The organism is Flavonifractor sp. An91, assembly GCF_002159225.1.
GTDB classification, from domain to species: Bacteria; Bacillota; Clostridia; order Oscillospirales; family Oscillospiraceae; genus Flavonifractor; species Flavonifractor avicola.
The window spans coordinates 54,100-75,078 of the sequence record NZ_NFHA01000003.1 but is presented as its reverse complement, the minus strand read 5'-3'; the positions used below and the strand labels follow the sequence as shown (position 1 = coordinate 75,078).

Genomic DNA, 20,979 nt, shown 5'->3' with positions numbered 1-20,979 from the left:
TGCGGACGGCAAAATTATTTTGATTTGAGTGCAATAAAATGCCTGTGTTTTGCATTCCACCAATGAGAGGAGAGAAAACTATGCTGATCCTGCTGGAGACCATGGCGGAGGAGAGCCGCCGGGTGACCGCTCCAGATGTTCTGGAGCCGCTGCTGGTCAGGATGCAGGCTGGAGAACAGGAGGCACTGGCGGAACTCTATCACCATGCCCGGACAGCTGTATACGGCCTTGCTCTCTCCTATCTCAAGAATACCCATGATGCGGAGGATGTGACGCAAGATACTTTTGTGCGTGTTTGGGAAAATGTCCATCAATACCAGTCCCGTGGTACACCGCTGGCGTGGGTACTCACCGTTGCCCGCAATCTGGCCCTGATGAAGCTGCGGGAGCGGGGCAAGACGGAGGAATTGGAACCGGAATCCTGGGAACGGCTGGCGGCGGACAGTCCTCTGGTAACGGTGGAGGACCGTCAGGTACTGTGGGCTGCGCTGGAAGGTCTGACCGATGAAGAGCGCCAGGTGGTTACCCTCCACGCAGTCACCGGCTGGAAACATAAGGAGATCGCGCACCTGCTGGATCTGCCGCTGTCTACGGTGCTGTCCAAGTACCGCCGGGCGCTGCAGAAGCTGCGGACCATACTGGAAGGGGGTGAGAAACCGTGAATGATCAGGAATTGGAGCGTAAACTCCATACGGCACTGGAGCACGCCGCGCCTGACGATGTGGAGGCGGTGCTTGCTCGCCTGGGGCCCCAGAATGGGAAGATTATTCCGATTTCCGCACCCAAACGGCGAAAGCGCATCCTGCCCTGGATCGCGGCTGCCTGCTTGGCGCTTGCCATTGGCGGCGGTGTGGCCGGAGTGCGGTATCAGCAGGCCAACGCGGTAGCCTCTGTGGTCTCCCTCGACGTGAATCCCTGTGTCCGGCTGGAGGTAAACCGGGAAGAAAAGGTTCTTTCCGCCACCCCGGTCAACGATGATGCCAATCAGATTTTGGACGGCATGGATCTGACCGGTACGGATCTGGAGGTGGCGGTCAATGCCATTATTGGCTCTCTGCTGAAGCATGGATATGTGGATGAACTGGCCAATTCTGTGCTGATTTCGGTGGAGGATGACGATTTGACCCGGGGCGCTGCGTTGGAAGAGAAGCTGACAGGGGAGATCTCCCAGGTGCTGGAGTCGGCTTCTATCAATGGAGCCATCCTTTCCCAGAGCTTTGCCACAGATGATGCCTTGCAGCAGAAGGCGGAAGAATACGGGATCTCCCAGGGTAAGGCCGCATTGATCCAGACATTGGTGGACAGCAGTTCCCACCTGACCTTTGAGTCGCTGGTAGGCTTGTCCATCAACGAACTGAACCTGTTGGCCAATTCCGAGGCTGCTGCCGACCTGACAGGCCAGAACGGTGAGCAGGAAAGCATCCGTTCTACCGGTACTGCAAGCCAGAGTGGCTATGTGGGTGTGGATGCTGCCACCCAGACGGCGCTGACCCATGCCGGTGTTCAACAGTCCCAGCTGGACTACCTGGAAGCTGACTATGACTATGAAGATGGCCGGATGGTTTACGAGGTTGAATTTGGCGTCAGCGGTGTGGAGTATGAATACGACATCGACGCGGCCACTGGTGCTATTATCAAGGCGGAGCAGGAGGGACAGACCATCCAGACACCGGCTCCGGGCCAGACCCAACAGCCTCAGGGGGGCTCCAGCGGCACCATCAGCAGCCAGCAGGCCAGAGATATTGCGTTGTCCAACGCCGGAGTGGCTCTTTCGGATACGCGGGAGTTGGAAGTGGAATTGGAATCGGATGATGGATGCTACAAGGTGGAGTTTAAGTCAGGCCAATATGAATATGAGTATGAAATCAGCGTTGCCGATGGCAGGATTCTAAGTGCCGAGCGGGACGACTGAACAGATTGTTTCCAAAAATCGGGCAGCCATATGGCTGCCCGATTTTTTTATAGAAAGGGAATAGCACTTCTCCTTGACAACCTATACCCCCATGGGTATAATGATGGCGAGATACCCATAGGGGTATAGGAGGGCGGATGATATGAAAAAATTGGAGGCCATACTGGAGTGGGGCGGTGTCCGCAAGGATATCACACTGCTTGTTCTTTCCGGGCTGGCTCTGGTGGTCAGCATTCTGTGGGGGACTCATCTGCCGGTAGACCCGGCCTGGGTGGCCATTGTGCTGTGCGGTCTGCCTATTATTTTGGAGGCATTCATTGGGCTGATCACTGCCTTTGACATCAAGGCGGATGTGCTGGTATCCATTGCTCTGGTGGCTTCGGTGATCATCGGCGAGGACTTTGCCGCTGGCGAGGTGGCCTTTATTATGCAGCTGGGCGCCCTGCTGGAGGATCTGACGGTGGCCCGAGCCAGAGCGGGCATTGAAAAGCTGGTGAAACTGACGCCCCGCACCGCTCGCCGGCTGACTGGCGACGGGGAAGAGGTGGTGCCCGCGGAGGTGGTCCAGGTGGGGGAACTGCTGCGGGTGCTGCCCGGTGAGACCATTCCTGTGGATGGGATCATAAGGGACGGGCGCACCTCTGTGGACCAATCGGTCATGACAGGAGAGTCCTTGCCGGTGGACAAGGCCCCAGGGGACCAGGTGTCCAGCGGAACGGTCAACCAATACGGGGCCTTCACCATGGAAGCCACCCGAGTGGGGGAGGACAGCTCCATCCAGCGGATGGTACGGCTGGTCCAGTCGGCGGACGCAGGAAAAGCGAAAATCGTGGGACTGGCCTACCGGTGGGCCACCTGGATCGTGGCGATTGCCCTGTCCGCCGCCGCCATCACCGGCTTTGTTACCGGGGAGCTGATCCGGGCGGTTACTATTTTGGTGGTGTTCTGCCCCTGTGCCCTGGTGCTGGCTACCCCTACCGCCATTATGGCGGCCATTGGCAACGCCACCCGGCACGGGTTCTTGGTACGGGAGGGAGATGCGCTGGAGCGGCTGGCTGGGGTCCAGTGTGTGGCTTTTGACAAGACGGGCACTCTTACATTAGGAAAGCTGCAGGTAACTGCGGTGCTTCCCCTGAATGGCCGGACGGAGGAACAGGTGTGGACAGGGGCTGTGGGCCTGGAGTCCTGGTCGGAGCACCCTTTGGGTAAGGCCGTTACCGCGGGTGGACGGGAGCGCTTTCCTGATCTGGTGCCGAAGGGGAAGAGCGTGGAGGTGCTGCCTGGCCTGGGATTGAAGGGCATTGTGGAGGGCAGAGACCTATGGGCAGGCAATCTGGCGCTGATGGAGCAGTTGGGTGTGCCCATGCCCCAGGAGGCGGAGGGCTTTGTTCAGGCCCGGCTGGACGAGGGGTGTACCCTTATCTATCTGGCAGAAGAGGGAACATTGATCGGGGTGATGGCTCTGGCCGATACCCTGCGGCCCGACGCGGCAGAGACCATTCGGGCAGTGAAGGGTGCCGGAGTGCAGCCGGTGCTGCTGACGGGTGACCACCCAAGCGCCGCCGGGCATATCGCGGCACTGCTGAATATCCGGGAGGTGAAGGCTGGATGCCTGCCGGAGGACAAGCTGAATTGGATTGCCCGGGCTCAGGAAGAGGGCAGACCGGTGTGCATGATCGGCGACGGCATCAACGATGCCCCTGCACTGAAACGGGCCATGGTGGGTATTGCCATGGGCGGTGTGGGCAGCGATATCGCTGTGGATGCCGCCGATATGGCCCTGGTGGGGGACGATCTACGGCAGCTGCCCCATCTGCTGCGGCTGGCCCGGCGGATGATGGTCACCATCAAGTGCAATCTGACCTTCTCCATGGCGCTGAACTTTGCGGCCATTGCCTTGGCCATTACCGGCATTCTGAATCCTGTGGTGGGGGCGCTGGTCCACAACGCGGGCTCGGTGGTGGTCATTGTCAATTCTGCCCTGCTGCTGCGCTGGCACAAAAGGGCGTAAAAGGGGAAACTGGGCTCTGTTCCCGCTTTTTTGAAGGCGGGAACAGAGCCCTTGACAATTTTTACAGGAGGGGAAGGAGAGAATACGAATAATTTGAAAAACTTTAGCCTAACCTCTATGCAAAAATGGAAAACTATATTAAAATAAGATAGCATGATTTTCCGAAAAGGGGTTGAACATATGAGTGAACCGCAGTTCAAGCGGATTCTTCTGAAGCTCAGCGGCGAGGCCCTCGCCGGCGAGGCCAGCCGGGGTCTGGATTTCGATGTCATCGGCAGCGTTTGCGACGTAATTAAGAAGTGCGTGGCAGCCGGTGTCCAGGTGGGCATCGTGGTTGGCGGCGGCAATTTCTGGCGCGGCCTGAAGGATGGCGGCGACCGGATGGAGCGTACCCGTGCCGACCACATGGGAATGCTGGCTACCACCATCAATGCACTGGCAGTGGCCGACGTGCTGGAGCAGAAGGGTGTGGACGTGCGAGTGCAGACCGCCATTGAGATGCGGTCCATCGCCGAGCCCTACATCCGTTCCAAGGCCATCCGGCATATGGAGAAGGGCAGAGTGGTCATCTTCGGCTGCGGCACCGGCAATCCCTTCTTCTCCACCGATACGGCGGCTGTACTGCGGGCGGCAGAGATCGACGCCGACGCCATTCTGCTGGCCAAGAACATTGACGGCGTGTATTCCGCCGATCCCCGCAAGGACCCCAACGCGGTGAAGTATGATACCATCACCTATGACGATGTGCTGGCTCAGCACCTGGAGGTGATGGATTCCACCGCCACGTCCCTGTCCATGGACAACAAGATCCCGGTGATCCTGTTCGCACTCAAGGACCCTGAGAACATTCTGCGTGTGGTCATGGGTGAAAAAATCGGAACCATCGTCAAGGAGGAACCGTGAAATGAAAGAGCTCAATAAAGAATTCGACGCCAAGATGAAAAAGACCATCGACGTAGTGATGAGTGATTTCGCCAGTGTCCGTGCCGGACGGGCCAACGCCGCCGTGCTGGATAAGATTACGGTGGACTACTACGGCGCCCCCACCCCCCTGAATCAGGTGGCCGCCATTTCCTCTCCTGATCCCCGTTCCCTGATGATCCAGCCCTGGGACGGTACTCTGCTGAAGGCCATCGAGAAGGCCATCCAGTGCTCTGATCTGGGCATCAACCCCCAGAACGACGGCCGTGTGATCCGTCTGTCCTTCCCTCAGCTCACCGAGGAGCGCCGTAAGGAACTGACCAAGCAGGTGAAGAAGTACGGTGAGAACGGAAAGGTGGCCATCCGCAACATCCGCCGGGACGCCATGGAGAAGTTTAAGGCTCTGGAGAAAAAGGGCGAGATGACCGAGGACGACCGCAAGGACTATGAGAAAGAGCTCCAGGATCTCACCGACAAGCGGTGCAAGGAGATCGATGAGCTGACCGTCAAAAAAGAAGCGGAATTGATGGCGGTATAACATCAAACAAGAGACACATGGTGCGGGATGCGAAGAGTGTCCCGCACTGGTGTCGTATAGGCGGGTTGAACATGGCATTATTCAAACCGAAGGCGGCGCAGGTCCAGGTGGATTTTGACCACCTGCCCCGTCATGTGGCGATCATCATGGACGGCAACGGCCGCTGGGCCAAGCGCCGGGGGCTGCCTCGTACGGCAGGCCACGCCGCTGGCGCGGAGACCTTCCGTACCATCGCCACATACTGTCAGAAGATCGGAATTGAGTATCTGACGGTATACGCCTTCTCCACGGAGAATTGGAAGCGGCCTCTGGAGGAGGTCTCCGCCATCATCGGACTGCTGAAGAAGTATCTTCTGGAGTCCATTGAGAAGATGGAGCGGGACAAGATCAGACTCCACTTTTTCGGAGATCTGGAGGCACTTCCTCCGGAGCTGAGAGAATTGACGGTGCGTACCGACGATATCTCCACCCACTATGACGGTATGCAGGTCAACGTATGCTTCAACTATGGTGGACGGGACGAGATCGTCCGGGCGGCCCGGGCCTTTGCGGCGGAATGTGCGGCGGGGATGAAAGACCCCGCTCAGCTGACAGAGACGGATTTTTCCGGTTACCTCTATTCCGCTGGGATACCTGACCCGGATCTGGTGATCCGGCCCAGTGGTGAGCTGAGGATTTCCAACTTCCTGCTGTGGCAGTCGGCCTACGCGGAGTTCTACTATACCGATGTGCTGTGGCCTGATTTCAGCAAGGAAGAGCTGAACAAGGCGCTGGCGGCCTATCAGAGCCGCTCCCGCCGCTATGGAGGTGTCTGAGTGGTCAAGCGAATCATGGTGGCGGTGGTCTGTATTCCGCTGCTGGCGGCGGCGGTATACGGTGTCTCGCCGGTCTATCCGGTCATCCTGCCCATTCTGGTGGCCGGATTGTCTATGATCGCGGTGCATGAGGTACTGTGGTCCACCGGATTTCTCAAGCATACCCGTATTTCCGGCTATTCCATTGTTTTGGCAGGTCTCATTCCGTTCTGGGTCTACTATAACGGCAAGCTGATGCCCGCCCTGGCCGGAATGTTCCTCTATGTGGTGCTCCTTTTTGCCGAGGCCATTGCCAGCCATAAGCGCATTACGCTGGAGAAGATGGGAGGCGCCTTCTTCCTCAGCGTAGTCATTCCCTTTTTTCTGTCCTCGCTGCTGCGGATCCGGCTCATGGAGCACTGGATGGCCCTCATCGTGCTGCCCTTTGAGGTAGCCTTTCTCAGCGACGCATTTGCCCTCTTTGCGGGTATGGCCTTCGGCAAGCATAAGCTGGCGCCTGAGCTCTCCCCCAAAAAGACGGTGGAGGGCGCTGTGGGCGGCTTTGCAGGTGCCATTATCTGCACGGTGATCTATGGCGCTGTCCTCCAGTTTGGCTTCTCCATGCAGGTCAATTACCTGTATCTTGTGATTTACGGCGCTCTGGGCAGCATTGTATCCCAGCTGGGCGACCTGTCTTTTTCCTATATCAAGCGGGAGTATGGCATCAAGGATTTCGGTAACATTTTCCCCGGCCACGGCGGCGTGCTGGACCGTTTCGACAGCGTAATCTTCTGTGCGCCCCTGATCGAACTGCTGATCCAATTCCTGCCCGCTGTGGGAGGCTGAACACATGAGCAACTGCATTTCTTTGCTGGGTTCTACCGGCTCCATCGGGCGGCAGTCACTGGAAGTGATTGCCGCCTGTGGCATGACTGTGGCTTCCTTGACCGCCAACCGGGACGTAGCGCGGATGGAGGCCCAATGCCGCCAGTTTCGGCCCCGACTGGCGGTCATGATGGACCCTGCCGCTGCCGCCGACCTGCGGACCCGGCTGGCCGATACGTCCATCCGGGTGGCCTCCGGTCCTGAGGGACTGGTGGAGGCCGCCACTCTGGAGGAGGCGGACACTGTGCTCACCGCTGTGGTGGGTATGGTGGGCCTGGTTCCTACCCTGGCGGCGGTCCGTCAGGGCAAACGGATTGCACTGGCCAATAAAGAGACCCTGGTGTGCGCCGGCGAGCTGGTGATGAATGGGGCCGATCAGTACGGCGCGGAGATCGTACCGGTGGACTCGGAGCATTCCGCCATCTTCCAGTGCCTCCAGGGCAGCCGGGACAGGGGAGAGGTGAAACGCCTTATCCTCACCGCCTCCGGCGGGCCCTTCTGGGGCTGGGATAAAGAGGCGATTGCCTCTGCTACGGTGGAGCAGGCCCTGAAGCACCCCAACTGGTCTATGGGCGCTAAGATCACGGTGGACTCCGCTACGCTGATGAACAAAGGCCTGGAGTTTATCGAGGCTATGCGGCTCTATCGGATGCCGCCGGAAAAAATCTCCATTGTGGTCCACCGGGAGAGCATCATCCACTCCCTGGTGGAATACTGTGATAACGCGGTGCTGGCCCAGTTGGGGGTACCCGATATGCGCCTGCCCATCCAGTATGCCCTGACCTGGCCCGCCCGCACTGAGGCGGTGGCAAAGCCCCTGGACCTGCTGACCTGTCCGCCCCTGACCTTTCACGTCCCGGACTATGAGGCGTTTCCCTGCCTCTCTCTGGCCCTGGAGGCCGCCAAAACCGGCGGCACCGCTACCGCTATCCTCAACGGTGCAAACGAGGCGGCGGTGGGCCTCTTCCTGGCGGGGCAGATTTCCTTTGGCGAGATTGCCAAGCGGGTGGAGCGGGCGCTGGCCCAGGTTCCTGTGGTCCAGTCTCCCACACTGGAGGACGTATTGGAAGCAGACAAAGAGGCCCGTCAGGCAGCGGGCAAGTAATCTGAGTTTGAGGTGTTTATGAACGTACTTTCCATTGTGCTCATCATCCTGTTTTTCGGGCTGCTCATTGCCATCCATGAATTCGGCCACTTTATTGCCGCCAAGCTGATGGGTGTGAAGGTGAACGAGTTTGCTATCGGCATGGGTCCCAAGCTGTTTTCAAGGGAGAAAGGGGAGACGCTTTACAGCTTGCGCGCCTTTCCCATCGGCGGCTTCTGTGCCATGGAGGGAGAGGGGGAGTCCTCTGACGATCCCCGTGCCTTTGGCAACAAGGCGGGCTGGAAGCGGCTTATCATTCTGGTGGCCGGTGCGTTCATGAATTTCATTACCGGTGTGGTGCTCATCCTCATCATCATGGCTATGGCGGGCAGTCCGTCCATGCCGGTGGTCACCGGCTTTATGCCCGGGGCAGAGGATATCGCCCAGACCGGGCTTCAGCCGGGAGATCAGTTTTATTCCATTGATGGCCACCGCATTTACTTCAACAACGACGCCTTTATCTTCCTGGAGCGAGCAGGGGAGCAGGTGGATGTGGTGGTGCTGCGGGACGGTGAGAAGGTGGATCTGGGCACCATTGACCTGCCCTATCGACAGCTCACCGATGAAAACGGCAATCAGGTCATGAAGCGGGGAATTTATCTGGGCGAGTTCCAGGAGGATACCTCCCTGACCTTGCTGCGGAACACCTGGTATCAGGCGGTGGACTACGTCCGTATGGTATGGATGGGCCTTGGCGACCTGATTACCGGTGCGGTGGGCCTCAACGATATGTCAGGTGTCATCGGCATTGTGGCGGTGGCAGGCGATGTGGGTCAGGCAGGCGCCGCAGCGGCAGGTTTGTTTGGCCTGTTCATCAACATCCTGGACTTTACCGCTCTGATTGCCATTAACCTGGCGGTGATGAATCTGCTGCCCATCCCGGCTTTGGACGGCGGACAGATCCTGTTTGTGTTTGTGGGCGGGATCTACCGGCTCATTACCAAAAAGAAGATGAATGAAAAGTATCTGGGCTATGTGAATGCCGTGGGCTTTTTCTGCCTCATCGCCTTAATGGTGGTGGTGGCGGTCAACGACGTGATCAAGCTGTTTTAGCGGGAGGTATACCAATGACCAGACAGATTTTTGTGGGCGGCGTCCCGGTGGGCGGCGGCGCTCCGGTCACCATTCAATCCATGACCAATACCCGTACCGATGACGTGGCAGCCACGGTGAATCAGATCCTCCGTCTGGAGGAGGCGGGCTGCCAGATCATCCGGGTAGCGGTACCCGATATGGCGGCGGCCAAGGCTGTGGGGGCTATCAAAGCCCGTATTCATATCCCGCTGGTGGTGGATATTCACTTTGACTACAAGCTGGCTCTGGCCTGTGTGGAGGAGGGGTGCGACGCGGTGCGCATCAATCCCGGCAACATTGGCGGGGAAGACCGGGTGAAAGCGGTAGCGGAAGCCTGTAAAGCAAGACACCTTCCCATCCGCATTGGCGTCAACGGCGGTTCTCTGGAGAAGCCCCTGCTAGCCAAGTACGGCGGAGTCACCCCGGAGGCCCTGGTGGAGTCCGCCTTTGGCCATATCGCTCTGTTGGAGCAGTATGATTTCCACGACATCTGTGTGTCGCTTAAGTCTTCATCGGTAGTTACCACGATGGCGGCCTACAAGCTGATGAGCGGGAAAAGTGATTATCCTTTACACCTTGGCGTTACCGAGACGGGCACCACCCGTATGGGTACCATCAAGTCCGCCATCGGCATCGGGGGTCTGCTGGCCCTGGGTATCGGCGACACCCTGCGGGTGTCTCTATCCGCCGACCCGGTGGAGGAGGTGTACGCCGCCAAGGATATCCTGAAGGCCCTGGGTATGGCAGCCAACGAGCCCAATCTGGTGTCCTGTCCCACCTGCGGCCGTACCCGCATTGATCTGATTGACCTGGCCCACCAGGTGGAGGATCGGCTGAAGGAAGTCCACAAGCCCATTACCGTGGCAGTGATGGGCTGCGTGGTCAACGGCCCCGGCGAAGCCGCCGCCGCCGATGTAGGTATTGCCGGTGGACAGGGGGAGGGCCTTCTGTTCCGCAAGGGCGAGATCGTGAAGAAGGTCCCCCAGGAGCAGCTGGTGGACGAGCTGTTTACCCTGATCGACCAACTGTAAAGCAGGAGCGTGTCCTATGCCTCAAGCACAAAAGATCCCATTTTTAAAACTGTTTTCCGCCTGGCGGCCCGGCCCGGAGCTGACGGCGATGGTCCAGGGCTACCTAGTGACCCGGGCGGTCATCGATAAACATACCCGGTCCATCAAGGCCCAGGTGGAGTGCACCGCGCTCCCGGCGGAGGAGCTGCGCCGCCAAATCGAGCGCAGCATTGCCTTGGCCTACCGGGTGGAGCAGGTGTCGCTGGAGATGACTGTCCCGGCTGGGGATGGGGCTGCCCCTACGCCCGAAGCGCCCCGGAAGCCTGCGGCAGCCGCCCCGGTTCCGGAGCAGCCTGCTCCCGTCCAGCAGCCCCAAAAGCCGCCGGTGGAGGATGATGCCGCTGCGGCCTTCCGCCGTACCGAGGAGATCCGCCGCAAGGCTCTGGAGAGCCTGAAGGTGGCCCGTCCCACAGAGAAAAAGGCCCCTAAAGAAGGAAAAGGGAAATTACTTTACGGCCGCCATGAGATCAAGAAGGAACCTATCCCAATGGGTACCCTGGATCTGGATATGGGTACCGTCATTGTGGAGGGCGACGTGTTCGCGGTAGACCACCGGGAGTTGAAGCGGCGGGAGGCCTGGGTGGTGTCCTTCGACGTGACCGACTATACCGGCTCCGTGCGGGTCAACAAGTTTTTTCCCGGCGATGAGGGCAAGCCCTTGGTAGAGGGTGTGAAGAAAGGTCAGCATCTCTTTATCCAGGGTAAGCTGAATATCGACCGCTTTACCGGTGACATGGTGCTGGAGCCCTTCGCGGTGATGGAGGGCAAAAAAGAGCCCAAGATGGACAATGCCCCCGAGAAACGGGTGGAGCTCCACCTCCATACCAATATGTCGGCCATGGATGCCCTTACCGCTGTGGGCTCCAAGATGGACTCTCCCATCGGCGTGGACAAGAACGTGGTGAAGCGGGCGGAGCGGTGGGGCCACCGGGCCATCGCCATCACCGACCACGGAGTGGCCCATTCCTTCCCCAACGCCTGGCACTCGGCCAAGAACATCAAGATCCTCTACGGCGTGGAGGCCTATTTTATCAACGACGTGGATGACCGGGTGGTCATTCACGGTGACAAGGATCAGGACTTTACACAAGATATCGTCTGCTTTGATATTGAGACCACCGGCCTGGACAAGCGCACCGAGGCCATCACTGAGATCGGCGCCGTGGTGCTGCGGAACGGGGAAGTGGTGGAGCAGTTCTCCACCTTCGTCGACCCGGGCCGGCCCCTGACCCGGGAGATCACCCAGCTCACCGGCATCACGGATGAGATGCTGAAGGGGGCCCCCTCCCAGGAGGAGGCGGTCAATGCGTTCCTGGACTTCGTGGGGGACCGGCCTCTGGCCGCCCACAACGCGGAGTTTGATATGGGCTTTATTGGGGAGGCCTGCCGCCGCATGGGCCGGCCTTTCGAGAATACCTCTCTGGACAGCCTGATCCTGGCCCAGAACCTGCTGCCCGACCTGGGCAAGTATAAGCTGGATATCGTGGCCAACCACCTGAATCTGCCTGCTTTCAACCATCACCGGGCCTATGACGACGCGGCCACGGTGGGCTATATGCTGGTACCCTTCTTCAGGATGCTGGCCGACCTGGGGGTGCATACCCTCCAGCAGATCAACCCGGCCATGTCCAAGCTCCGCTCCGGCGGCAAGGCCAAGCGGCAGCCCAAGCACCTGATCGTGCTGGCCAAGAATCAGCTGGGCCTGCGGAACCTCTATAAGCTGATCTCTGCCTCCTATCTGGACCACTTCAAGCGGTATCCCATCATGCCCAAAAGCCTCATCAACCAGCACCGGGAGGGTCTCATCATCGGCTCGGCCTGCGAGGCCGGCGAGCTGTTCCAGGCCATCGTCAAACGGAAGGAGTGGAACGAGCTCAAGCGCATCGCCTCCTGGTACGACTTCCTGGAGATCCAGCCCCTGTGCAACAACGCCTTTATGCTCCGCAAGGGGATGGTGAAGAGCCAGGAGGAGCTGCGGGACTTTAACCGCACGGTGGTGGCTCTGGGCGAGGCGCTGGACAAGCCGGTGTGCGCCACCGGCGACGTCCATTTCCTGGACCCGGAGGACGAGATTTACCGCCATATCCTGCTGGCCTCCAAGGGATTTGACGACGCCGATTCGCCCCTGCCTCTTTACTTCAAGACCACCCAGGAGATGCTGGACGAGTTTGCCTACCTGGGCAAGGAGAAGGCCTACGAGGTGGTGGTGCGCAACACCAACCTGGTGGCCGACTGGTGCGAGGACGTGGTGCCCCTGCCCAAGGGCCTGTTTGCTCCTAAGATCGAAAACTCCGCCGAGGAACTGACCCGGCTGGTGTGGGATAAGGCGAAAGCCCTTTACGGTGAGGAGCCCCCCCAGATCGTGGTGGACCGGATCAACGCCGAGCTGGGTGACATCATCAAGTGTAAGTACGACGTGATTTATATGTCGGCCCAGAAGCTGGTGCAGGATTCTCTGGACCACGGCTATCTGGTGGGCTCCCGTGGTTCGGTTGGCTCCTCTCTGGTGGCCTTCATGTCGGGTATCACCGAGGTGAACTCGTTGCCGCCTCACTACCGCTGCCCCAAGTGCAAGCACTCTGACTTTGAGGCGGCCAAGGAGCTGGGCATCGGCTGCGGTGCTGATATGCCGGATGCCAACTGCCCGGTGTGCGGCACTCCCTATGACAAGGACGGCTTCAACATCCCCTTTGAGACCTTCCTGGGCTTCGGCGGCGACAAGGTGCCTGATATCGACCTGAACTTCTCCGGCGAATATCAGTCCAGCGCCCACCGCTATACCTTTGAGCTGTTTGGACAGACCCATGTGTTCCGGGCGGGCACCATTGGTACGGTGAAGGACAAAATTGCCTTCGGCTATGTGAAGCACTATCTGGACGACCACGGGCTCCACGGCACCCGTGCGGAGGAGAACCGTTTGTCCCTGGGGTGCAGCGGTGTTAAGCGCACCACCGGCCAGCACCCGGGCGGCATGGTGGTCATTCCCCAGAACCGTGAGATCTACGACTTCTGCCCGGTGCAGCACCCCGCCGACGACCCGGACAGCGACATTATCACCACCCACTTTGAATATCACTCCATGGAGTCCAACCTGCTGAAGCTGGATATGCTGGGCCACGATGATCCCACTATGATTCGTATGCTTCAGGACCTGACAGGGGTGGACCCCCAGAAGATCCCTCTGGACGACAAGGACACCATGAGTATCTTCACCTCCTCCAAGGTGCTGGGCTTTGAGGACGACCCCATTCTGGGCCCCACCGGAGCCGTGGCTATTCCTGAGTTCAACACCAAGTTCACCCGGGGAATGCTCATGGACACCCAGCCCCACCAGTTCGATATCCTGCTGCGCCTGTCCGGCTTCTCCCACGGCACCGACGTGTGGCTGGGCAATGCCCGGGACCTGATCGTGGATCAGGGTATCCCCGTTGGCCAGGCCATCGGCTGTCGTGACGATATCATGATCTTCCTGATCTCCTGCGGTATGCCGGAGAAGCGCTCCTTCAAGATCATGGAGGCGGTGCGAAAGGGAAGAGGCCTGCCCGAGGGAGCAGAGGAGGAGATGAAGGCCGCCGGTGTGCCCGACTGGTATATCGGCTCCTGTAAGAAGATCAAGTACCTGTTCCCCAAGGCCCACGCCGTGGCTTACGTTATGATGGCCTTCCGCATTGCCTGGTTCAAGGTGCACCACCCCCTGGCCTTCTACGCCGCCTTCTTCTCCATCCGAGCCAAGGCCTTCGACGCCACCTGTATGTGTATGGGCATGGATGTGTGCAAGGCCAAGATGAAGGAGATTGAGAGTAAGGAGAAGCCCACTCCTGTGGAGGAGGATACCCTGGTCACCCTGGAAGTGGTGTATGAGTTCTACCTCCGGGGCTTCACCTTTGAGCACATGGATCTGTACCGCTCCCACGCAATCAACTTCCTGCCCGATATGGAGAAGGGGACCCTGCTGCCGCCCTTTACCTCCATCCCCGGCTTGGGTGAGACGGCGGCCCTGTCCATTATGGAGCAGCGGCAGGGTAAGCGGTTCATCTCCATCGAGGAATTCTCCGCCGCCTGCCCCAAGGTGTCCAAAACCCACATCGAGCAGCTGAAAGCAGTGGGTGCCCTGGACGGTATGCCAGACACCAGTCAGATCACGCTGTTTGACGGATTTTAAGGAAAGGCATACCGTCCCCCTTTGCGGGCTTGTATTTTGTCTAGGAAAATGATACCATAAACCCATCCTATTACATAAATGAGGTGTGTGACCATGTTGGATCAAAAGGTTGCTGAGCTGCTGAATGTACAGGTGAATAAGGAGTTCTACTCCGCCTACCTCTATCTGGACTTTTCCATCTACTATGATGAGATCGGACTGGACGGTTTCTCCAACTGGTACAAGGTACAGGCCCAGGAGGAGCGGGATCACGCCATGCTCTTCCTCCAATACCTGCAGAACAACGGCTGCAAGGTCACTCTGGACACCATCCAGAAGCCGGATAAGGAACTCAAGGATAAGCTGGAGGTGCTGGAGTTCGGCCTGGAGCATGAGCGCTATGTTACCGGCCTGATCCACAACATTTATGAGGCTGCTCAGGCCGCCAAGGATTTCCGCACCACGCAGTTCCTGGACTGGTTTGTCAAGGAGCAGGGCGAGGAGGAAAAGAACGCCGAGGACATGATCAAAAAGATGAAGCTCTTTGGAGATGACGCCAAGGGCCTGTATATGCTTAACAGTGAAATGGCTGCCCGGGTCTACAGCGCCCCCAGTCTGGTTCTTTAAGCGATTGCAGCGGGCAGCCCCCAGGGGGCTGCCCGTATTTTATTCGGTTCGCACTTGACAAAATTGGGATACTATAGTATATTAGTGTGGTAAAGCGATAAAGCAAAGGGCGTGATCCCATGAAATTTAACATCAACACCCCCGAAGGAACCCGGGACCGGCTGTTTGCCGAGTGTCAGGAGCGGCGGCAGGTCCAGGCTAAGCTAACCCGCCTGTTCCGTCAGCGGGGGTTTCTGGAGGTCTCCACCCCGGAGACCGAGTTCTATGATCTCTTTGCCCGGTCGGGCAGCGCTATTCCCCAGGAGCGCATGATCAAAGTAGGGGACCCCAGCGGTAAGTTCTGCGTTATGCGGCCCGACTCCACCACCCCCATTGCACGGGTAGCTGCCACCAAACTGAAGGCGGTGGCCATGCCTCAGCGGCTGTACTACGATCAGACAGTGTACCGCGCCAACCCCGCCCACAACGGCGGCAGCCGGGAGATTCCCCAGTGCGGGGTGGAGCTCATCGGTGCAAAAGGGAAGAAGGCGGACGTGGAGATCATTGTTACCGCCATTGATGCCCTGCGGTGCTGCGGAGCCCCCAAGTTCCATGTTGAGCTGGGTCACGCCGGGTACTTCCGGGAGCTGGCAGGTCGGCTGGAATTGGAGAATTCCGCCGTGGAGGAGATCCGGGCCCTCATCGAGGGCAAGAACTTCGCGGCCCTGAAGGATTTCCTGGAGCCTTACCGGGGCAACCCGGCCTGTGCCGCCCTGGAACAGCTCAGCCGCCTCTTTGGCGGGGTGGAGGTGCTGGGTCAGGCGGAGAAGCTGGCGGGGAAGACCCCGGCGGTGGACTACCTGTCCGAGCTGTATGACGAGCTGTCCGCCGCGGGCTACGGCCCCTATATCCGCTTCGATCTGGGCATGGTCCACCAGATCGACTATTACACCGGCGTAGTCTTCCGGGGCTATGTAGAGGGAGCGGGGGACGCTGTGCTCTCCGGCGGTCGGTACGATAACCTGGTGGGTATCTTTGGCCGGGAGGCCCAGGCCACCGGCTTTGCCGTGGACGTGGACGCGGTGGCCCGCACCCTGCCTGAGATGGTGCTGCCGGTGCTGCGCACCGTGGTCCACTATGAGCCGGGCTATCTGGCCCAGGCCCTGGAGGCGGTGGATGGCCGCCCCGCCGGTACCTGCGAGCTGTCCCCCTGCCGGACTTTGGAGTCCAGCCTGAATCTGGCCCGGGACAAGGGCGCGGAGATGGTGCTGGTTTTGGATAAGGACGGAGAAAGGACGGTGCGGGTATGAGTGAGCGGCTGAAGATCGCCATTACCAAGGGGCGGCTGCTGGACAAGAGCATGGAGCTCTTTGAGGGGGCCGGGCTGGATTGCTCCCCCATCAAGGACCCGGGCCGCCGTCTGGTCCACTGTGTGCCCAACTACCCCCTGGACGCGGTGCTGGCCAAGGCCCCCGATGTTATCACCTATGTGGAGCACGGCGTTTGCGACCTGGGCATCGTAGGGAAGGACACCATCCTGGAGAAGGGAGGCTCCTTCTACGAAGTGCTGGACTTGGGCTTCGGCAAATGCCGGTTCGCCCTGGCCGTCAAGGCGGGGAGCGACTTCTACGGTACCTACAAGACCCGGCGCATCGCCTCTAAGTACCCGGAGGTGACCCGTGCCTTCTTTGCAGGCAAGGGTATGGACGTGGATATCATCAAGATCGAGGGCAGCGTGGAGCTGGCCCCCATTCTGGGCCTGGCCGACGCCATCGTGGATATCGTGGAGACGGGAGCCACTCTGAAGGCCAACGGCCTGGTGCCCATCGAGGATGTGGCGCCGGTGTCTGCCCGGCTTATCGTGAATACCGCCAGCATGAAGCTGTACAAGAATCAGATTGAAGACTTTATCGCCCGTTGTGAGGGAGAATTGGAGAAGCGGACATGATTCAGATCGTAAAAGCAGACGGCGCGGCCGAAAAAGCGGTTATCAGCGCCATGAAGGCCCGAGCGGCCCAGGCAAACCAGGCCATTGACGCGGCGGCAGCCGAGATTATGGAGACGGTCCGGGAGAAGGGTTTTGAAGCGGTGCGGGACTATTCTCTCCGTTTTGATAAGGCTGAACCCCGTGAGATCTCCCAGGCGGAGCTCCAGGCGGCCTATGACCGCTGCCCGGCGGACCTGATTTCCGCCCTGGAGCGGGCGGCGGCCAACATCAAGGATTACAATGAGAAGCTGCTTACCCATACCATGGAGTGGACTTCCCCTGACGGGGGCGTGGTGGGCCGGGTGGTCCGTGGCCTGACCAGGGTGGGAATCTATGTGCCCGGCGGCACGGCAGCCTATCCCAGCAGTGTGATGATGAACGCGGTGCCTGCCAAGGTGGCCGGGGTGGAGGAGATCGTCATGGTGACGCCCCCCACCGAGAACCTGAACGACGCGGTGCTGGCTGCCGCCAAGATCGCCGGGGTGGACCGGGTCATCGCTGTAGGCGGCGCCCAGGCGGTGGCGGCTCTGACCTACGGGGCCGGGTTCATCCCCCGGGTGGATAAACTGGTAGGCCCCGGCAACGCCTTTGTGGCCTCCGCCAAGCGGCAGGCCTATGGCAAGCTGGACATCGACATGGTGGCCGGGCCATCCGAGATATTGATTATCGCAGATGGCAAGGCCAACCCCAAATTTGTAGCCGCCGACCTGCTGAGCCAGGCGGAGCACGACAAGCTGGCCTCCGCCGTGCTGCTCACCGATTCCATGGAACTGGCCCAGGCGGTGGACGCTGAAATTATCCGCCAGACTGGCTATCTGGACCGTTCTGAGATCATGGAGTGCTCCCTGCGGGACTTTGGCTGCGCCATCGTGTGCGATAGTCTGGCTGACTGCGCCGCCTTGGCCAACGAGGTAGCCCCGGAGCACTTGGAGATCGTCACCGAGGACCCCCGGGCCCTGCTGCCCTCCATCAAGAACGCCGGTGCGGTGTTCCTGGGCGCCTGGTCCCCGGAACCTCTGGGGGACTATCTGGCCGGACCCGACCATGTGCTGCCCACCAGCGGTACCGCCCGGTTCTTCTCGCCCCTCAGCGTGGACAGCTTTCTCAAGACTATGAGTGTCATCCAATATGACGAGGCCAGCTTGGGTCCCATTAAGGAGCAGATCATCACCCTGGCCAATGCGGAGCATCTCACCGCCCACGCCAATTCCATCAGGGTGCGGTTTGAGTAAAGGAGAATGACCATGAGAACAGCCCAACTGACCCGCACCACCAAGGAGACCGATATCCGTCTGACCCTCTCTCTGGAGGGAGGAGGGGTGGACGTCCACACCGGCATCGGATTTTTCGACCATATGCTGACGGCTTTCGCCTTCTATGGTGGGCTGGGCCTGGAACTCTATGTCCAGGGGGACCTGGAGGTGGACGGGCACCACACCGTGGAGGATATAGGCATCGTGCTGGGCCAGGCCATGAAGGAAGCACTGGGGGACCGGAAGGGCATCCGGCGGTTTGCCTCTGCCTTCATCCCCATGGATGAGGCCCTGTGCTTTACCGCCCTGGATTTCTCCAACCGGCCCTTTCTGGTGTTTGACGCCGAGATGCCTCAACCCATGATCGGGGCCTATGATTCCTGCCTTACCGAGGAGTTTATGAGGGCCTTCGCGGTGAATAGTGGATTAACTTTACATATGAAGTGCCACTATGGAAAGAACGCCCACCACATTACTGAGGCCCTGTTCAAGTCCCTGGGTGTGGCGGTCAAGGAGGCCGTGCAGATTACCGGTACCGGGGTCACCTCCACCAAGGGGGTGCTGTGATGGGTTATACCGCTATCGTGGACTACGGCGTGGGCAATTTGAAGAGCGTGACCAACGCCATGGACTACCTGGGCCTGAAAACCTGTATCACCAGCGATCCAAAAGAGCTGGAGCTGGCCGACGCCATCATCCTGCCTGGTGTGGGAGCCTTCCCCGACGCGGCGGATAAGCTGCGGGGGACCGGTCTGGACCAGGTGCTGGTGGCCCAGGCAGAACGCAAACCCATCCTGGGCATTTGCCTGGGAATGCAGCTGCTCTTCGACCGGGGCGAAGAGGTGCGGGAGTGTAAAGGACTTGGACTTGTACCTGGCTGTGTCCGTAAGATTGAGACCAATCTTAAGCTGCCCCACATCGGCTGGAACAGCCTGAGCTACCCCAACCCGTCTCCGCTGTTTGCTGGGGTGGAGGAGGGTAGCTACGTCTACTTTGTCCACTCCTTCTGTGGCGTGGCCGCTGACCCGGCCACCGTTATCGCCCAGACCGACTACGGTATCCCGGTGGTGGCGGCGGTGCAGAAGGGCAACGTGTACGGCTGCCAGTTCCACCCGGAGAAGAGTGGTGAGGTGGGCTTGCAGATTCTGAAAAACTTCGGAGGGCTGAACAGATGATCTTATTTCCCGCCATTGATTTGAAAGATGGTAAGGCTGTCCGCCTTTACAAAGGAGATTTCACAACGGCTCACCAGGTGGCGGATGATCCGCTGGCGACTGCAAAGGCCTTTTATGACGCCGGGGCCCGCCATATCCATATGGTGGACCTGGACGGAGCCCGCAGTGGAGCCCGGCAGAACGGCGCCATCGTGCAGGCGGTGGCCCAGAACTCTGGCCTGAAGGTGGAGCTGGGGGGCGGTATCCGCTCTATGGCCGACCTGGAGGAGGTCTTTGCCCTGGGAGTTTGGCGGTGCGTGATCGGCTCCGCCGCCGTCAGCCATCCGGAGTTTGTAAAAGAGGCGGTTGCCAAGTATGGCGAGCGCATTGCCGTAGGCATCGATGCCATGGACGGCATCGTTAAGACCGCCGGATGGGAGCAGTCCTCCGGCCTCAACTACCTGGACTTCGCCAAGTCCATGGAGGCGATAGGTGTAAGGACGATTATCTTTACAGATATCGCTACCGATGGGATGTTGTCCGGCCCTTCTTTTGACCGGCTGGCTGCGCTTCAAGAAGCGGTAAGCTGTCAGATCGTGGCCTCCGGCGGGGTGGCCTCCAACGGGGACCTGTCTCAGCTGAACGCCATGAATTTGTACGGGGCTATCATCGGCAAGGCCTACTACGCCGGAACGGTGGATCTGGCGCAAGCGGTAAAGGAGGCGGGGGAGCAGTGTTAGCCAAACGAATCATTCCCTGCCTGGATGTGCGGGACGGCCGGGTGGTGAAGGGGGTCAACTTCGTCAATATCCGAGACGCCGGCGACCCGGTGGAGCTGGCCAAATACTATTCCGATCAGGGAGCTGATGAGATCGTCTTTCTTGACATCACCGCCACCAGTGATGCCCGGGACACCGTGGCCGACGTGGTGGAGCGTACTGCTGCCCAGGTCTTTGTCCCACTAACCGTGGGGGGTGGCATCCGTACTCTGGAGGACTTCCAGCGGCTGCTGCGGGCAGGGGCGGACAAGATCTCTGTCAACTCCGCCGCCGTGGCCCGGCCTGAACTGATTTCCGAAGCGGCGGAGCGGTTCGGTTCCCAGTGCGTGGTGCTGGCGGTGGACGCCCGGTCCCGGGGAGACGGCACCTGGGAGGTGGTGGTGGCCGGAGGCCGCAAGCCCACCGGCATGGACCTCATCGAATGGGTGAAGAAGGGCGAGGCCCTGGGGGCGGGAGAGATTTTGCTCACCTCCATGGACGCAGATGGAACCAAGGCTGGTTTTGATCTGGCCATGACAAAAGCGGTCACCAATGCGGTATCCATCCCCGTCATTGCCTCCGGTGGCTGCGGTAGCCTGGCCCATTTTGCGGAGGTATTTGAGGAGACTGGGTGCGACGCAGCTTTGGCAGCCTCTTTATTCCATTTTGGGGAGTTGACAGTGCCCCAGGTAAAGGAGTATCTTGAAACCAGACAGATCCCGGTGCGATAA

At 59.6% G+C, this 20,979-nt stretch carries 19 protein-coding genes; all 19 read left to right on the top strand.

Going from position 1 to position 20,979, the window contains the following annotated elements:
- Positions 1-80: 80 nt before the first annotated feature.
- Positions 81-662 (top strand): RNA polymerase sigma factor, encoded by a 582-nt coding sequence (locus B5G42_RS03175; protein ID WP_087266541.1) that lies wholly within the window; start codon positions 81-83, stop codon positions 660-662.
- Positions 659-1,912 (top strand): anti-sigma-I factor RsgI family protein, encoded by a 1,254-nt coding sequence (locus B5G42_RS03170; protein ID WP_087266538.1) that lies wholly within the window; start codon positions 659-661, stop codon positions 1,910-1,912. The genes B5G42_RS03175 and B5G42_RS03170 overlap by 4 nt, the downstream gene beginning before the upstream one ends.
- A 142-nt stretch (positions 1,913-2,054) precedes the next feature.
- Positions 2,055-3,923, top strand: a complete 1,869-nt coding sequence (locus B5G42_RS03165) for a heavy metal translocating P-type ATPase (RefSeq protein ID WP_087266537.1) — start codon at positions 2,055-2,057, stop codon at positions 3,921-3,923.
- Between the two features lie 180 nt (positions 3,924-4,103).
- The gene (gene pyrH / locus B5G42_RS03160; protein ID WP_087187991.1) at positions 4,104-4,826 is read left to right on the top strand and encodes a UMP kinase; all 723 of its coding nucleotides are present in this window, start codon (positions 4,104-4,106) and stop codon (positions 4,824-4,826) included.
- 1 nt (position 4,827) lies between these two features.
- Positions 4,828-5,382 (top strand): ribosome recycling factor, encoded by a 555-nt coding sequence (gene frr, locus B5G42_RS03155; RefSeq protein WP_087187992.1) that lies wholly within the window; start codon positions 4,828-4,830, stop codon positions 5,380-5,382.
- A 71-nt stretch (positions 5,383-5,453) separates the two neighbouring features.
- Positions 5,454-6,197, top strand: a complete 744-nt coding sequence (locus B5G42_RS03150) for an isoprenyl transferase (RefSeq protein ID WP_087266536.1) — start codon at positions 5,454-5,456, stop codon at positions 6,195-6,197.
- Complete coding sequence (locus B5G42_RS03145) at positions 6,198-7,022, top strand: phosphatidate cytidylyltransferase (protein ID WP_242955353.1); 825 nt, start codon at positions 6,198-6,200, stop codon at positions 7,020-7,022.
- Between the two features lie 4 nt (positions 7,023-7,026).
- Complete coding sequence (locus B5G42_RS03140; protein ID WP_087266533.1) at positions 7,027-8,166, top strand: 1-deoxy-D-xylulose-5-phosphate reductoisomerase; 1,140 nt, start codon at positions 7,027-7,029, stop codon at positions 8,164-8,166.
- Between the two features lie 18 nt (positions 8,167-8,184).
- Positions 8,185-9,258, top strand: a complete 1,074-nt coding sequence (locus B5G42_RS03135) for a M50 family metallopeptidase (RefSeq protein WP_087266531.1) — start codon at positions 8,185-8,187, stop codon at positions 9,256-9,258.
- Positions 9,259-9,272: 14 nt separating this feature from the next.
- Entirely contained in the window at positions 9,273-10,310 is a 1,038-nt protein-coding gene (ispG, locus tag B5G42_RS03130; RefSeq protein ID WP_087266529.1) for a flavodoxin-dependent (E)-4-hydroxy-3-methylbut-2-enyl-diphosphate synthase, read from the top strand.
- 16 nt (positions 10,311-10,326) lie between these two features.
- On the top strand, positions 10,327-14,511 hold the full coding sequence (locus B5G42_RS03125) for a PolC-type DNA polymerase III (protein ID WP_087266527.1): 4,185 nt from the start codon (positions 10,327-10,329) through the stop codon (positions 14,509-14,511).
- A 93-nt stretch (positions 14,512-14,604) separates the two neighbouring features.
- Positions 14,605-15,117 (top strand): ferritin, encoded by a 513-nt coding sequence (locus B5G42_RS03120; protein WP_087266525.1) that lies wholly within the window; start codon positions 14,605-14,607, stop codon positions 15,115-15,117.
- A gap of 119 nt (positions 15,118-15,236) precedes the next feature.
- Positions 15,237-16,406, top strand: coding sequence for an ATP phosphoribosyltransferase regulatory subunit (gene hisZ, locus B5G42_RS03115; RefSeq protein ID WP_087187999.1), 1,170 nt, complete (start codon positions 15,237-15,239; stop codon positions 16,404-16,406).
- Entirely contained in the window at positions 16,403-17,044 is a 642-nt protein-coding gene (hisG, locus tag B5G42_RS03110; RefSeq protein ID WP_087188000.1) for an ATP phosphoribosyltransferase, read from the top strand. Before hisZ ends, hisG begins: the two co-directional genes overlap by 4 nt.
- Complete coding sequence (gene hisD, locus B5G42_RS03105; protein ID WP_087188001.1) at positions 17,041-18,315, top strand: histidinol dehydrogenase; 1,275 nt, start codon at positions 17,041-17,043, stop codon at positions 18,313-18,315. The genes hisG and hisD overlap by 4 nt, the downstream gene beginning before the upstream one ends.
- Positions 18,316-18,327: 12 nt before the next feature.
- Positions 18,328-18,903: an imidazoleglycerol-phosphate dehydratase HisB gene (gene hisB / locus B5G42_RS03100; protein ID WP_087266523.1), complete on the top strand. Its 576-nt coding sequence runs from the start codon at positions 18,328-18,330 to the stop codon at positions 18,901-18,903.
- Entirely contained in the window at positions 18,903-19,511 is a 609-nt protein-coding gene (gene hisH, locus B5G42_RS03095) for an imidazole glycerol phosphate synthase subunit HisH (RefSeq protein WP_087266521.1), read from the top strand. The genes hisB and hisH overlap by 1 nt, the downstream gene beginning before the upstream one ends.
- Positions 19,508-20,230 (top strand): 1-(5-phosphoribosyl)-5-[(5-phosphoribosylamino)methylideneamino]imidazole-4-carboxamide isomerase, encoded by a 723-nt coding sequence (gene hisA, locus B5G42_RS03090; protein ID WP_087266519.1) that lies wholly within the window; start codon positions 19,508-19,510, stop codon positions 20,228-20,230. Before hisH ends, hisA begins: the two co-directional genes overlap by 4 nt.
- Positions 20,224-20,979, top strand: a complete 756-nt coding sequence (hisF, locus tag B5G42_RS03085) for an imidazole glycerol phosphate synthase subunit HisF (protein ID WP_087188005.1) — start codon at positions 20,224-20,226, stop codon at positions 20,977-20,979. Before hisA ends, hisF begins: the two co-directional genes overlap by 7 nt.

Coding starts and splice junctions, on each gene's coding strand:
- hisD (WP_087188001.1), top strand. CDS start 17,041: ATGATTCAGATCGTAAAAGCAGACGGCGCGGCCGAAAAAGCGGTTATC.
- hisB (WP_087266523.1), top strand. CDS start 18,328: ATGAGAACAGCCCAACTGACCCGCACCACCAAGGAGACCGATATCCGT.
- B5G42_RS03125 (WP_087266527.1), top strand. CDS start 10,327: ATGCCTCAAGCACAAAAGATCCCATTTTTAAAACTGTTTTCCGCCTGG.
- hisG (WP_087188000.1), top strand. CDS start 16,403: ATGAGTGAGCGGCTGAAGATCGCCATTACCAAGGGGCGGCTGCTGGAC.
- B5G42_RS03175 (WP_087266541.1), top strand. CDS start 81: ATGCTGATCCTGCTGGAGACCATGGCGGAGGAGAGCCGCCGGGTGACC.
- hisH (WP_087266521.1), top strand. CDS start 18,903: ATGGGTTATACCGCTATCGTGGACTACGGCGTGGGCAATTTGAAGAGC.
- frr (WP_087187992.1), top strand. CDS start 4,828: ATGAAAGAGCTCAATAAAGAATTCGACGCCAAGATGAAAAAGACCATC.
- B5G42_RS03135 (WP_087266531.1), top strand. CDS start 8,185: ATGAACGTACTTTCCATTGTGCTCATCATCCTGTTTTTCGGGCTGCTC.
- pyrH (WP_087187991.1), top strand. CDS start 4,104: ATGAGTGAACCGCAGTTCAAGCGGATTCTTCTGAAGCTCAGCGGCGAG.
- B5G42_RS03120 (WP_087266525.1), top strand. CDS start 14,605: ATGTTGGATCAAAAGGTTGCTGAGCTGCTGAATGTACAGGTGAATAAG.
- B5G42_RS03150 (WP_087266536.1), top strand. CDS start 5,454: ATGGCATTATTCAAACCGAAGGCGGCGCAGGTCCAGGTGGATTTTGAC.
- hisA (WP_087266519.1), top strand. CDS start 19,508: ATGATCTTATTTCCCGCCATTGATTTGAAAGATGGTAAGGCTGTCCGC.
- B5G42_RS03140 (WP_087266533.1), top strand. CDS start 7,027: ATGAGCAACTGCATTTCTTTGCTGGGTTCTACCGGCTCCATCGGGCGG.
- B5G42_RS03165 (WP_087266537.1), top strand. CDS start 2,055: ATGAAAAAATTGGAGGCCATACTGGAGTGGGGCGGTGTCCGCAAGGAT.
- hisZ (WP_087187999.1), top strand. CDS start 15,237: ATGAAATTTAACATCAACACCCCCGAAGGAACCCGGGACCGGCTGTTT.
- ispG (WP_087266529.1), top strand. CDS start 9,273: ATGACCAGACAGATTTTTGTGGGCGGCGTCCCGGTGGGCGGCGGCGCT.